Annotated in this window: 12 protein-coding genes, 1 tRNA gene and 1 pseudogene; 5 read left to right on the top strand and 9 right to left on the bottom strand. The window is 69.2% G+C overall.

What is annotated here, in order from left to right:
- Nucleotides 1–11: 11 nt before the first annotated feature.
- Both AO398_RS22340 and AO398_RS28540 read left to right on the top strand, forming a co-directional pair.
- Nucleotides 12–1,154 carry an ABC transporter permease gene (locus AO398_RS22340; protein WP_152997620.1) on the top strand — a complete coding sequence of 381 codons (1,143 nt, stop codon included), beginning with the start codon at nt 12–14 and terminating at the stop codon, nt 1,152–1,154.
- A 269-nt stretch (nt 1,155–1,423) separates the two neighbouring features.
- Nucleotides 1,424–1,666: a hypothetical protein gene (locus tag AO398_RS28540; protein ID WP_152997613.1), complete on the top strand. Its 243-nt coding sequence runs from the start codon at nt 1,424–1,426 to the stop codon at nt 1,664–1,666.
- Between the two features lie 50 nt (nt 1,667–1,716).
- On the opposite strand, the gene AO398_RS22330 is transcribed toward AO398_RS28540, so the two are convergent.
- Both AO398_RS22330 and AO398_RS22325 read right to left on the bottom strand, forming a co-directional pair.
- The gene (locus AO398_RS22330) at nt 1,717–3,933 is read right to left on the bottom strand and encodes an HWE histidine kinase domain-containing protein (protein WP_082643405.1); all 2,217 of its coding nucleotides are present in this window, start codon (nt 3,931–3,933) and stop codon (nt 1,717–1,719) included.
- Nucleotides 3,934–3,988: 55 nt separating this feature from the next.
- Complete coding sequence (locus AO398_RS22325; protein ID WP_058194509.1) at nt 3,989–4,288, bottom strand: SelT/SelW/SelH family protein; 300 nt, start codon at nt 4,286–4,288, stop codon at nt 3,989–3,991.
- Between the two features lie 202 nt (nt 4,289–4,490).
- Here AO398_RS22325 and AO398_RS22320 point away from each other — a divergent pair.
- Together AO398_RS22320 and AO398_RS22315 are read left to right on the top strand one after the other, a co-directional pair.
- Nucleotides 4,491–4,565, top strand: a tRNA-Val gene (locus AO398_RS22320).
- A gap of 157 nt (nt 4,566–4,722) precedes the next feature.
- Nucleotides 4,723–6,255: an acyl-CoA carboxylase subunit beta gene (locus AO398_RS22315; RefSeq protein ID WP_058194375.1), complete on the top strand. Its 1,533-nt coding sequence runs from the start codon at nt 4,723–4,725 to the stop codon at nt 6,253–6,255.
- A 39-nt stretch (nt 6,256–6,294) separates the two neighbouring features.
- Here AO398_RS22315 and AO398_RS22310 read toward each other — a convergent pair whose 3' ends face one another.
- The 3 genes from AO398_RS22310 to AO398_RS22300 all read right to left on the bottom strand — a co-directional run bounded on the left by AO398_RS22310 (nt 6,295) and on the right by AO398_RS22300 (nt 8,392).
- Entirely contained in the window at nt 6,295–6,756 is a 462-nt protein-coding gene (locus tag AO398_RS22310; RefSeq protein ID WP_058194374.1) for a hypothetical protein, read from the bottom strand.
- 110 nt (nt 6,757–6,866) lie between these two features.
- Nucleotides 6,867–7,373 (bottom strand): hypothetical protein, encoded by a 507-nt coding sequence (locus AO398_RS22305; protein ID WP_244498857.1) that lies wholly within the window; start codon nt 7,371–7,373, stop codon nt 6,867–6,869.
- A gap of 101 nt (nt 7,374–7,474) precedes the next feature.
- Nucleotides 7,475–8,392, bottom strand: coding sequence for a metallophosphoesterase (locus AO398_RS22300; RefSeq protein WP_058194373.1), 918 nt, complete (start codon nt 8,390–8,392; stop codon nt 7,475–7,477).
- A gap of 182 nt (nt 8,393–8,574) precedes the next feature.
- Here AO398_RS22300 and hemC point away from each other — a divergent pair, with 182 nt between their 5' ends.
- Entirely contained in the window at nt 8,575–9,498 is a 924-nt protein-coding gene (hemC, locus tag AO398_RS22295) for a hydroxymethylbilane synthase (RefSeq protein ID WP_058194372.1), read from the top strand.
- 77 nt (nt 9,499–9,575) lie between these two features.
- Here hemC and AO398_RS29740 read toward each other — a convergent pair whose 3' ends face one another.
- The 4 genes and pseudogenes from AO398_RS29740 to AO398_RS29735 all read right to left on the bottom strand — a co-directional run.
- The gene (locus tag AO398_RS29740) at nt 9,576–9,710 is read right to left on the bottom strand and encodes a hypothetical protein (RefSeq protein ID WP_280139147.1); all 135 of its coding nucleotides are present in this window, start codon (nt 9,708–9,710) and stop codon (nt 9,576–9,578) included.
- 9 nt (nt 9,711–9,719) lie between these two features.
- Nucleotides 9,720–10,790 carry a phytoene/squalene synthase family protein gene (locus AO398_RS22290; RefSeq protein ID WP_058194371.1) on the bottom strand — a complete coding sequence of 357 codons (1,071 nt, stop codon included), beginning with the start codon at nt 10,788–10,790 and terminating at the stop codon, nt 9,720–9,722.
- On the bottom strand, nt 10,771–12,294 hold the full coding sequence (locus tag AO398_RS22285) for a phytoene desaturase (protein ID WP_058194370.1): 1,524 nt from the start codon (nt 12,292–12,294) through the stop codon (nt 10,771–10,773). Before AO398_RS22285 ends, AO398_RS22290 begins: the two co-directional genes overlap by 20 nt.
- Nucleotides 12,295–12,370: 76 nt before the next feature.
- A pseudogene (locus AO398_RS29735) lies at nt 12,371–13,071 on the bottom strand (hypothetical protein); the annotation flags it as partial.

Genomic DNA, 13,071 nt, shown 5'->3' with positions numbered 1-13,071 from the left:
CAATCCCCATGATGCCAGAGACGGCCCGAGGCCATTTCGTCGATCCGGCGCCGTTCGAGCCGCAGGCGCTCGGCGAGGATCCCACGGGCAGCGCCTCGGCCTGGCGGCTGATCATCCGCAAGTTCCTGCGCCACCGGATCGCCGTGGCCTCGGCGCTGATCCTGCTGGCGCTCTACGCGACGGTGCCGTTCGTGGAGATGCTGGCCCCCTACGGCCAGGCCCGGCGCAACGGCGACTTCCTGCATGCCCCGCCCCAGGGCGTGCACCTGTTCCATGACGGGCGACTCGTCGGACCGTTCGTGTATCCCTACCGGGCCCATCTCGACCTCGACACGTTCCGACGGGACTACGTGGTCGATGCCGCGCGGCCGCAGCCCCTGCGCTTCCTCTGCCGCGGCGACGGCTATGTCTGGCTCGGGCTGATCCCCACAGATCTGCACGTCGTCTGCCCGCCGGAGGACGGCACCCTGTTCCTGCTCGGAACAGACCGGCTCGGGCGCGACCTCTTCTCCCGCATGATCTACGGGGCGCGGATCTCCCTCACCATCGGGCTCGTGGGCGTGGCAATCTCGTTCACGCTTGGCATGCTGTTCGGCGGCATTGCGGGCTATTTCGGGGGGATCGTCGATGCCGGGGTGCAGCGCCTGATCGAGGTGGTGCGCTCCCTGCCCGAGCTGCCGCTCTGGCTCGCCCTGTCGGCGGCTTTGCCGGCAAACTGGAGCCCGCTGCTGGTCTTCCTCGGCATCACCGTGATCCTCGGCCTGCTCGATTGGCCGGGTCTCGCCCGGGCGGTACGCGGCAAACTCCTGGCCCTGCGGGAAGAGGATTTCGTCCAGGCCGCCGAGCTGATGGGCGCCTCGCCCGCCCGGGTTATCGGCCGGCACCTGATCCCCAACTTCATGAGCCACCTGATCGCCTCGGCGACCCTGTCGATCCCGACCATGATCCTGGGCGAGACCGCCCTGTCGTTCCTCGGGCTCGGCCTCCGGCCGCCGGTGACGAGCTGGGGCGTCCTGCTCAACGAAGCGCAGAATCTGGCGGCGGTGCAGCTCTATCCCTGGCTGCTGCTGCCGGTGCTGCCGGTTCTGGTGACGGTGCTGGCCTTCAACTTCATGGGCGACGGACTGCGGGACGCGGCCGATCCGTATCACTGAGGCGGCGGATCGAATCCGCCCCGCTCATCGTGAGACCGCAGAGGCATCTGAAGAGCCGGCTTGTGTTGGCATCACGACAGAGTTCAAAGCGAAGCTTAACAACGCCATCGGCGATCACTCAGAGCATATTCATTCGGCAGACCCCTAAAATCGAGCCGATCCGCCAAAGATGTCAGTGGATACCGCGCATCACGCCAGTCATGTTCGATCTATGGCCGATGCGATACCAATGGCGAGAGGTGGATCGATCGCTTTAGGGAGTATTACCTATGCGCATGATCGCCTGTATTGTCGTGTTGGTCGTATCAGTGATCAATCCTGCCGCGGCTGATGATTTCCAAACGCAACGCGAACTCAACATCCTGAAGGACATCGAGTCCAACCAGCGCCAGCAACTCGAGTTTGCCCGCCAGCAGGCGCAGCGCGATAGCGAACGAGCTCGGCGAGAGCAAAACGCCTACGTCAACGCTCAGCGGGACGCGCAGAGTGCCCGCCGCTTCGATCGGCACTGATCGAGCCTACGTCCAGCCGTGAATGGCTCTCGGATCACGGCTGGGCGCCCTTACCCTGCCAGCGGCAGCGGCGCGATCCGGGTTGGCGCGGCGGCGCTCTTGCGCTCGAGGAGGCCCGGCGGCGGGACCGGAGCGTCGATCGTGCAGATCACGCCGGTCTCCTCATAGGTCAGCGTCACCTCGCCGGCCAGCTCGCGGGCGAGGCTGCGCTCGATCAGGCGGGAGCCGAAGCCGGTGCGGGTCGGCTTCGTCACCGGCGGGCCACCCCGCTCGGCCCAGCGCAGGTGCAGCCGGATCTCCGCCTCCCGCCGCACGGTCCAGGCGATCTCCACCGTGCCGCCTTCGACCGAGAGGGCCCCGTACTTCACCGCGTTGGTGCCGAGCTCGTGCAACGCCATGGCGATCGACAGGGCGAGCCGCGGCGGCAGGCGCAGGGCCGGGCCGATAACCTCAAAGCGGGAGGCATGGCCGTCGCCCGATTCGAGTGGACGGATCGCGTCCGCCACCACGGCCGACAGTTCGGCACCCTCCCAGCTTTCGCGGGTGAGGACGTCGTGGACACGGGCGAGTGCCAGGAGGCGTGCCTCGAACGCCGCTCGGGCCGCGTCCGCCTCGGGGCCCTCGAGATTGCGCAGGGACTGGCCGGCGATCGACTGCACCGTCGCGAGGGTGTTCTTCACCCGGTGGTTCAGCTCATGGATCAGGAGCAGCAGGTGCTCCTCGGCGAATTTCGCATCGGTGATGTCGATGTTGCAGCCAGTATAGCCGAGGAAGTTCTGATCGTCGTCGAGGCGCGGCACGCCCTCGCAGCGCAGCCAGCGCACCGCCTGGCTCCGGTCGATCACCCGGACCTCGGCGCGGAACGGCGCGCGGGCCTCGAAGGCCTCGGTGAAGGCCGCCCGGAAACCCTCCAGATCGTCCGCGTGGACGATCCGCTCCCACCCCTCATTGGTGAGCTGGGCTGCCGGGATCCCGAACATGTGCTCGAAATGGAGGTTCGCGAAGCTGACGCCCCCGCTCTCGTCGGTCATCCAGATCAGCGCCGGCGCCGAATCGGCCATGTGGCGGAACCGAGCTTCGCTCTCGCTAAGCGCGGTCAGGCCGCGCCGGGTGTCGGCGAGCGCCCGGTCGCGCTCCGCCTCGCGGGTGCGCAGCCGCACGGACGCATCGGACAGCACCGCTCCGAGCCGCCGGATCTCGTGGACCGGAGACGGCACCCGGGGGATCGCCTCGCCCCGCGAAAGCGCCGGGCCGGAGGCCGCCAGCAGCCGAAGCGGGCGCGAGACCCGGGACCAGAGGTTCACCGCCAGCACCGACGAGGTGGCGAGCACCAGCAGGCCGAAGCCCGCGAACGCCCAGATCCACCGGCGCACCCGCGCATCAACCAGGGCCTGCGGGATACTGGTGGCGACCATCCAGCCGGTGAGGCGCGAGCGCGCCTCGATGACCACCACCGGCTTGTGCTGGCGGTCCTGGCCCTCCCAGACGCCCGGCGTCGCCGTCTGCACTTGGCGCAGGCTCGCGAGCCGCGGCTTGCCGACGACGGCGTCCGGGTCCGGCAGGCGGGCGAGGACGAAGCCGTTCCGGTCCGAGATGCCGGTGGTCCAGCCGGGCACCACCTCGCGGGACAGGATGCCCTGGAGGCGCGCCAGCGGCACGGTGAAGCTGAGGATGTACGCGACCTCGCCGTCGATGATCACCGGCACGCCGACCGCGTAGGTCGCCTCGTTCGGCGTCGGGCCCGGAATGTAGCCGCTCACCATCGCGCGCTGGGCGCCCTGCGTCAGTTCCGGATCGAACGGCAGCGGCATCATCGGCAGCGGCGCGCTGCGCGGCACGCCGGTATTCACGACCTCCTGCCCGTTGGGCCGCCGCAGCAGCACATCGAGGTCGATCGATTCCCGCACGAGGCGCGCCTGGGCATCGAACGCCTCGAAATCGCTCTGCCGAATCCGCGGCGAGGTCGCCAGCGTCTGGAGCACCGAGACCAGACCGGCGGTGTCCCGGTCCAGCGACAGGCCGATGCCGCGCACATTTTCGCGAGCATCCTGCTCGAATCGGGCGCGCTCGGCCGAGGCGTAGCGCATCAGCAGGATGCTGGTGAACAGCAGCCCCGGGCCGATCAGGGCGATCACCAGGGCGATCAGGTAGACCTGTGTCGAGAAGCCGTTCTGCCCGAACCGGTGAAGCCGGCGCGACAGCCACGACCGGCGCGCGGGAAGGACCGCCGGGAGGTTCACGCCCTCGGCCTCCTGCTCCGGGCTCAAGCGGCGCCCGTCCCCGGCACGCGGTGCCCCGCGGGCTCCTCGCCGTTCCCTCGCTTCATGACCGGTCGATATGGCCGAGATCGCGCTCCGGGTCGAGGTGGTCGCGCACCCGCTGCTTGAGGGCTTTCACATCCGGGAACCCGCCGTCGCGGACCCGCTCCCACAAGAGCACGCCGGCGATCTCGATCCGGAACGCACCGCCGGTGGCGGGCATGAGGGCGACTTCACCCAGATCGTCGCGGAAGGTCGAGAGCAGTTCCTGGGCCATCCAGGCGGAGCGCAGCAGCCAGTTGCACTGGGTACAGTACGTGATCGCGACGCGGGGCCTTGCAGCCCGCGCACCGTTCTCCCCCATCACGTCGCTGTCGGGCCTGTCGCCCGCTTGCTCCTCGTGCATGGGGCCACAGCGCATCGCAGCGCTGGTCTTGTCAACCTCACGCGTGGTGCTTGACGTTTCGGGTCGCCACGCCCTAGAAGGCCCGACATCCGGTCGCCGCCTGTTCCAGGCGCCGTCGACCGCGTTGGTTCCGCCTATGGGGTTCGACCCTCGGCGGCACGGACGGTTAGCACAGCGGTAGTGCGTTCCCTTCACACGGGAAAGGTCGCAGGTTCGATCCCTGCACCGTCCACCATTCTCTCTCCTCCCCCGAAGGTCCGACGCGCGAGACATTTGCGTCGGTTTGCCACCCGAAAAGCCCGTGCTAAGGCCGCTGGATCGGTGAACGCACAAGCTTCGACCCGGCATCAACCGGGCAAGGCGGCACGAGCAGGGTAAGGGCGGGAACAGCCATGAAGGACATCCTCGACAAGCTCGCGGAGCGGCGGGCCCAGGCGCGCCTGGGCGGCGGCGAGAAGCGCGTCGAGGCCCAGCACAAGCGCGGCAAGCTCACGGCGCGCGAGCGGATCGAACTCCTCCTCGACCACGGGTCGTTCGAGGAATTCGACATGTTCGTGCAGCACCGCTCCACCGATTTCGGCATGGAGAAGCAGAAGATCCCCGGCGACGGCGTCGTCACCGGATGGGGCACGATCAACGGCCGCACGGTCTTCCTGTTCTCGAAGGACTTCACGGTGTTCGGCGGCTCCCTGTCGGAGGCGCACGCCCAGAAGATCGTGAAGGTTCAGGACATGGCGCTGAAGATGCGCGCCCCGATCATCGGCATCTTCGATGCCGGCGGCGCGCGCATCCAGGAGGGCGTTGCGGCGCTCGGCGGCTACGGCGAGGTCTTCCGCCGCAACGTCATGGCCTCGGGTGTGATCCCGCAGATCTCGGTGATCATGGGCCCGTGCGCGGGCGGCGACGTCTACTCGCCGGCCATGACCGACTTCATCTTCATGGTCCGCGACACGAGCTACATGTTCGTGACCGGCCCGGACGTGGTGAAAACCGTGACCAACGAGGTCGTGACCGCGGAGGAGCTCGGCGGCGCCAAGGTCCACACCACTAAATCCTCCATCGCGGACGGCGCGTTCGAGAACGACGTGGAGGCGATCCTGCAGATCCGCCGCCTGCTCGATTTCCTGCCGGCCAACAACATTGAGGGCGTGCCGGAGATCGAGAGCTTCGACGATGTCGACCGGCTCGACATGTCGCTCGACACCCTGATACCCGACAACCCGAACAAGCCCTACGACATGGGCGAGCTGATCCGCCGGGTGGTCGACGAGGGCGACTTCTTCGAGATCCAGGCGGCCTATGCCCGCAACATCATGACCGGCTTCGGCCGGATCGAGGGCCGCACGGTCGGGTTCGTCGCCAACCAGCCGATGGTGCTGGCCGGCGTGCTCGATTCGGATGCCTCGCGCAAGGCCGCCCGGTTCGTGCGCTTCTGCGACGCCTTCGCGATCCCGATCGTGACCTTTGTGGACGTGCCGGGCTTCCTGCCGGGCACCGCGCAGGAATATGGCGGTCTGATCAAGCACGGCGCCAAGCTGCTGTTCGCCTATTCGCAGGCGACGGTGCCGCTGGTCACGATCATCACCCGCAAGGCCTTCGGCGGCGCCTATGACGTGATGGCGTCCAAGCATGTCGGCGCCGACCTCAACTACGCCTGGCCCACCGCGCAGATCGCCGTGATGGGCGCCAAGGGCGCCGTGGAGATCATCTTCCGCAGCGAGATCGGCGACCCGGAGAAGATCGCCGCCCGCACCGGCGAGTACGAGGACCGGTTCCTCTCACCCTTCGTGGCGGCCGAGCGCGGCTATATCGACGAGGTGATCATGCCACACTCGACCCGCCGCCGAATCGCCCGGGCGCTGGGCATGCTCCGCACCAAGGAGATGGAGCAGCCCTGGAAGAAGCACGACAACATCCCGCTCTGAGGCGTACCACGCGGGGCGGCGGCTTCCGCCGCCGGTCTTTCAGCTCCGGTCGCTGTGCTCGATCACCGCGCACAGGGTCAGAGGCCCCTTGTCGGGCGAGACCATGGTCGAGCAGGTGATGCGAGCGCCGCCCAGGTCGACATTGCTGTGCCGCAGGCGGACGGCGTCGGCCTGGGCGCGGTGCGCGGCTTCCGTGATCGTCGCGGCGTCGATGCCGGTGACCGCGTGACCGGCCCGGCCGAAGGTATCGTAATACACGTCCGGCGGGTTCGCCCCACGATACTGGGCGCCGACCGAGGACAGGTCCGGTGTGCCGCAGGCGAGGGAAAGGGTCATGTCCGGGCCGGCGGTGAAGCTGGCATAATCGCTGCGCCGCTCGGTCGCCTTCGCAGCCGTCTCCGCCGTGACCTTGTCGATCAGCGTGTCACAGGATTGCGCCCGGGCGGGGCCGGGACCGGCTACGAGGACGCCCAGGGCAAGGATGGAGAGGAGTGCGCGCATCGCTAGAACATAGCGCTGGAACCGGGACCCGCGAGGGGCGCGGCGTTCGGGCGCTGCTGGTCCAGCAGCCGACCTCGCGACGCTGGCCGGCGGCATCGGTCGGATGTTCCTCAAGCAGGCAGCGCTTCAGCCGACTGATAGCCTTGCGTTGCAATGCGCTTGGCGCCGAATAGGCGCCGGCCAACGACGTCACCATGTCGCTCCGGTCGGCACGCTCCGCGACCGTGAGGTGTCGGTGCAGCAGGGGAATCGACGGGTCGGCAACCTGAGAGAAAGGCCGACGCGCCTGCGTGTATCGCCAAGCGCTCGAACGCGGCGGACATCGCGTCGATCCCGAGGGGCGTCTCCAGGAACTCTAGGATCTGCGTCTTCTCGCTCGCCGTGACCGGGCTCCCGGTCCGCACGATCTGAATCATGCGTATGAGTGCGGCCAAGCGCACATCGTGGACACGCTCCGAGGACGTGCCGAACACGTCCTCCAGAACGGATCTCGGCCGCCGCTGAAGCCTCTGCGTGTCTCGGTCGACCTCATTAAGGTCTTGAACCGTGCGCTGCGCCCGCAAGATCCAGAACAGGATGGCGGCCAGGATACCCACCACGGCGATGAGGATCGGCAAAGCGGCCTCGCCCTCGATTCGAGACCGCAATATCACCGCGCTGAATAAGCCCGGTCCATTTGACGCATGCCGTCCGGCGACGGTCGGCTAGCGGACCGGGATCAGGCGGCACTCGCCCCGGCATCCGCAGATCCGAGCTCCAGCAAAACGATCTCGGGCGGCACGCCGAAGCGCACCGGGATCCGGCTCATGCCGAAACCGCCGGACACGATCAGGTGGCGCCCGTCCTGGATGACGTGGCCGTAGGCGTAATCGTGCCCGCGCACCCGCCGGATTGCGGGCGAATGCCCGAACAGCCGGATCTGCCCGCCATGGGTATGGCCGGCGAGCGTCAGCGAAACCCTGTCGGGCACGTCGGCGAAGATGTCGGGCTCGTGGGCCATCAGGATCACCGGCGCGTCGTCGGTGATCATGCCGAGGGTCGCAGGCAGGTCGTCGAGGCCCACATCGAAGCTGTTGAAGAACGGCTGCTGATCGGCGAGGCCGGCGAGCCAGAACGGCCGGCCGTCCTTCACCAGCCGCACCGCCCCATTCTCCATCACGGGAATCCCGCGGGCCTCCAGCAGATGCTTGACCGCGGGCGAGCCACGCCGGGAGCGCTGGACGGCGTGGTCGTCCCACCAGTCGTGGTTGCCCAGGATGGCATGGGTGCCGAGCGGCGCCTTCAAGCCCTCGACCATCCGGGCGAACTGCTCGAGCGGCAGCTTGCGCCAGGCGATCTTGCCGGCCGGGTAGTCGCCGAGCATCAGCACGAGGTCGGGCTTCAACGCGTTGGTCGCGTCGATGATCTCCGCCACCCGGTCGAACGGCATATACGGCTCGCAGATGTGAAAATCCGCTAGCACCGCCACGCGCAGGCGGAGGGCCGGATCCCAGCGCGGCAGAGCGGGCGCGTACGGCGTCACCACCAGCCGGTGCAGCGGCTCGACATCGACGGCGTAGACGCCGGTGGCCGCCACGAGCCCGGCGCCGGCGCCTAGTCCGGTCAGGAACTGCCGTCGGCTCGGCACGATCAGCATGGGGTATCCAAGGCTCTCGAAGTGACCTGCGAGCCGCTAAGCGCGCAGTCCGGCGAAACCGGGGCGCCGCCAGCCTGGCACGAAGACGCTTCAGCGAGTCTGAATTCCGCACCCGGCGATGGTCTGCGGCGACGGGCAGGCTATAACGGGCGGACAACGCCGCAAGAAACGTCCGGACCCCAATGTTGAACCGCCCCCTGCGCATCGGCACCCGCGGCAGCCCGATGGCCCTCGCACAGACCGGGATGGTGCGCGACAAGATCGTGGCGGCCAATCCGGGGCTCGAAACCGAGCTGGTGGTGGTCACCACGGTGGCCGACAAGATCCTCGATCGCCCCCTCTCCGAGATCGGCGGCAAGGGCCTGTTCACCAAGGAACTCGAGCAGGCACTGTTCGCCGACGAAGTCGACGTCGCGGTCCATTCCATGAAGGACGTGGAGACCTGGCTGCCGGACGGTCTGGTGATCGGCTGCATTCTGGAGCGGGACGACCCGCGCGACGCGTTCCTGTCCCCGCATGCGGATGGGCTCGCCGGCCTTCCGCAGGGCGCAAGGGTCGGTACCTCGTCGCTGCGGCGGGGCGCGCAGGTGCTGATGCACCGGCCGGACTTGAAGGTCGTGCCGCTGCGGGGCAACGCGAACACCCGGATGCGCAAGCTCGAATCCGGCGAATGCGACGCCACCCTGCTGGCGCTCGCGGGGCTGCAGCGCCTCGGCCTGCAGGACATGGCCCGCAGCATCCTGTCGGTGGACGAGATGCTGCCGGCGGTGGCGCAGGGCGCGCTCGGGATCGAATGCCGGATCGATGACGCCGCGATCCGCGATCTGCTGGCGCCGATCGCCTGCGCCCGCACAACCACGGCGATCGCGGCCGAGCGGGCGCTGCTCGCCGAGCTCGACGGCTCCTGCCGGACCCCGATCGCCGCCCTGGCGCGGATCGACGGCGACCATCTCACGCTCGACGGGCTGCTGTTCCTGCCCGACGGCAGCCGGCACTGGGCCGTCTCCCGGCAGGGCCCGGCGGCGGAGGCCGAGCGGATCGGCCGCGAGGCCGGCGCGGTGCTGAAGGACGCGGCAGGCGACACCTACACGCGGCACCTGCAATAGCTGGCGGCGTCAGCAGACCAACGACCATCCCAATTCCCGCATCCGGCTGAGATTGGGATTGTCCGACCGCAACCGGCTCACTCCCGCGCGTCACCGCGTGCGCGGTCGCGGCGGATGCTGCGGCGGACCGTGATGAGCTGCCAGAGGCCGAGCCCGAAGGCCAGGGCGAAGACCAGCCCGATATCGAAGGCGGCGAAGAGGCCGTCGCTCATGGGCCACCTTCACGATGGGGCGGAGCGGCCGTAAGCCTCGCGCTCGCGCATCCGCTCGATCAGCTCGAGCACGTGCACCACCCGGCCGCCCACGTCCCACCAGGGCCGCAGCACGGAAAGCCGTCGATCGGGCAGAGGCGGCTGACGCATCACCGCGTCGATCAGGAACGCGACTTCCGGAAGGGCCGGCGCCGCGAGGCCGGGTGTGGCCGGACCGGCGCGGAGGGCGCGGGCGATCAGGGTCAGCTTGCGCGCGGTGCCGACCCGGGCGCGGGTGCTGATGGAATCATGATCCTGCACCGCCACGACGCGACCGATCTCGGCATAGATCAGCGCGGCAGCCCGGATCGCCGGGCGGCAGGGCGATGGCAGCGCCGCGATGCCGGCCTCGGCCCGGCGATAGAGTCCGTCCGCCTCGGCGAGCAGCCGGGCGACAACGCCGGCGAGCGCCGGGCTCGGCCGCGGATCAGCCAGGAACGCGACGGGGTCGAGCCCGGCCGCGACCATCCAGTCGAGGGGCAGGTAGAGCCGGCCCATCCGGGCATCCTCGCCGACATCGCGGGCGATATTGGTGAGCTGCATGGCGGCGCCGAGATCGCAGGCGCGGGCGAGCGCGTCGGGCGAGCGTGCGCCCATGATCAGCGCCATCATGGCCCCGACCGAGCCCGCCACCCGCGCGGCGTAGGCGTGCAGCGCGGACAGATCGGGGTAGCGCTGGCCCTCCGCATCCCAGGCAAAGCCCTCGATCAGCGCGTAGGGCAGGGCTTCGGGGATCGCGTAACGACCGACGATCTCCGAGAAGGCCCGGTCGGCCGGCGTATCTGCCGGAGTGCCGGCATAGGCCAACGCGACCCGGCGGCCGAGCCGCGCCACCGCGTCGCGGCGGTCGGAGGCGGTGGCGGCGTCGTCGACGAGGTCGTCGGAGAGCCGGCAGAAGGCATAGAGGCCGTAGGCCGCCTCGCGCACCTCGCCGGGGAGCAGCCGTCCGGCGGCGAAGAAACTCTTCGAGCCGGCCCGGATCGCAACGCGGCAGGCGGTGCGGTCGGCGGCGGCTGCGAATTCAGGCGGAAACACGGGCATCCGGAACCACAAGATCGAGGATACGGGCGGAGGAAAGCACGCCGGGCAGACCCGCCCCGGGATGCGTGCCGGCTCCCACCAGATACAGATTGCGGACGTCGCCCGACCGGTTGTGTGGCCGGAACCACGCGGATTGGGTCAGCACCGGCTCCAGGCCGAAGCCCGAGCCGCGGTAGCTCTGGAAATCGTCCTGGAATTCCTGGGGCGTCGTGACCTTCGAGGTCACGATGGCGTCGGACAGACCGGGCAGGACGCTCGATTCGAGCATTTCGGCGATCCGGCGCCGGTACGGCTCGGCGAGGGCGCCCCAATCCTGGCCGCCGGCCAGGTTCGGCACCGGCGCCAGAACGTAGAACGCGTCGCAGCCCGGTGGCGCGAGGCTCGGATCCGTGGCGGTGGGCCGGTGCAGGTAGAGACTCGCATCCTCGGCCAGCACCTTCTTGTCGAAGATGTCGGCCAGCAGGCCGCGATAGCGCGGCCCGAGCAGGATCATGTGGTGGGCGACGTCCGGGTAGCGGCGCTTCGTCCCGAAATACCAGACGAACAGCCCCATCGAGGAGCGCGCGCGCTTCAGCCGCCCGGAACTCCAGCGCCGGGGTTTCGGCAGCAGCCGCGCATGCGTCACCGCCGAATCGGCGTTCGAGACCACGAGATCGGCCGCGATCGTTTCCCCACCGGCGAGTTCGACGCCGGTCGCAGTCCCGTTCTCGACCCGGATGCGGTCGACGTCGACGCCGAGCCGGACCCGGCCGTTCTGGCTCCGGATCAGCCGGACCAGACCATCGACCAGCTTGCCCGTGCCGCCCATGGCGAAATGGACGCCCCAGCGCCGCTCGAGATCGGCGATCAGGCAGTAGATCGCGCTGGCCCGGAACGGGTTGCCGCCGATCAGGAGCGGATGGAAGCTGAATACGGTGCGCAGCCGCTCATCGCGGATGAAGCGCGCCACCACGGCGTGGACCGAGCGATGGCCCGACAGGCGCAGCAAGTCTGGGGCGATCTTCAGCATCGATCCAACGCTGCCGAATGGAACATGGCCGAGCTGCTCGAAGCCGATCCGGCAGACCGCGCGGCTGTGGTCCATGAAGCGGTCGTAGCCGGCGACATCGTCGGGGGCGAAGCGCGCCACCTCGGCGCGCATCCGCTCGGGATCGCCGCTGTACTCGAAGGTTTCTCCGTCGGCGAAGCGGATCCGGTAGAACGGATCGATCGGCACCAGCGCGACATCGTCGGAGAGCCGGCGTCCGGCGAGCTGCCACAGCTCCTCGAACAATTGCGGCGCGGTGACGATGGTCGGACCGGCATCGAAGGTGAAGCCGTCCTGGCGATGCACCCGGGCGCGCCCGCCGGGCTGCTCCAAGCGCTCCAGCACCGTCACCCGGTAGCCCCGGGCCCCGAGCCGGACCGCGGCGGCCAAGCCGCCGAAGCCCGAGCCGACGACGACCGCGTGCGGTCGCCGATCCGTCGCCTGCCGTTCCGACTGCTCGACCGCGAGTGTCAACATAACTTGACACTATGCCGGGGATTCTCCCGTGCGCAAGGCCGAAACGCGGGTCCGGCCTTGCTGACGCAGGTTGCCCTCAGAACTCGCCGGCCAGGCCGGCGCGGACGCCGAGGTTGCTGTCGCCGGCGTAAGCGACGCCAGCGGTGATCGCGATCGGTACGCAGCAGGTCGGCAGCCGGTGCGCGACGGCGACGCCGCCGGCCCACTCGCCACGATAGGTGGCGCCGTTCGTCGCCCAGGTGGTCTTGCCGGGAGCAGACGGCATCGGCGCGGTCGCCATCGCGATCGCCATCGCGACGCCCTGGCGGGCTTCCTTCCGGGTCTGGACCGCGTAGCGCTGCATCGTGTCGGTCTTGGCCTCCAGGTTGTTGACCTGGGACTGGACCGAATCGATCCGGTTGCCGAGGCCGACGATGGTCGAGGGACCGTAGGCCGAGGCCGCGAGGTTGCCGGCGGCGTCGGTGGTCACGAACGCCGTCGCTCCGCTCTGGGCGGCCGCACTCGCCTGCGAGGCTACGCCGGCCAGCGTATAGGTGTTGGCGGCGTTGCCGATCGCCACCTGGTTGGCCTGGGTCGTCTTGACGTTGGCGCCGATCGCGATCGTGTTCGCCTGGTTGGCGGCGGCTCCGTTGCCGAGCGCGACGCTGTTGTTGCCGGCGGCCGAGGCCGCGGCACCGATGGCCGTGGATCCCGTGCCGGTCGCGCCGGCCACGAAGCCCAGCGCCGTGCTGCCGGCCCCCCCGGCCGCAGACGCGGTGCCGACCGCCGTGCCGCCTA

This window comes from Methylobacterium sp. GXS13 (assembly GCF_001455965.1).
Taxonomy (GTDB): Bacteria; Pseudomonadota; Alphaproteobacteria; order Rhizobiales; family Beijerinckiaceae; genus Methylobacterium.
This window is presented reverse-complemented; position numbering and strand designations above follow the sequence as displayed.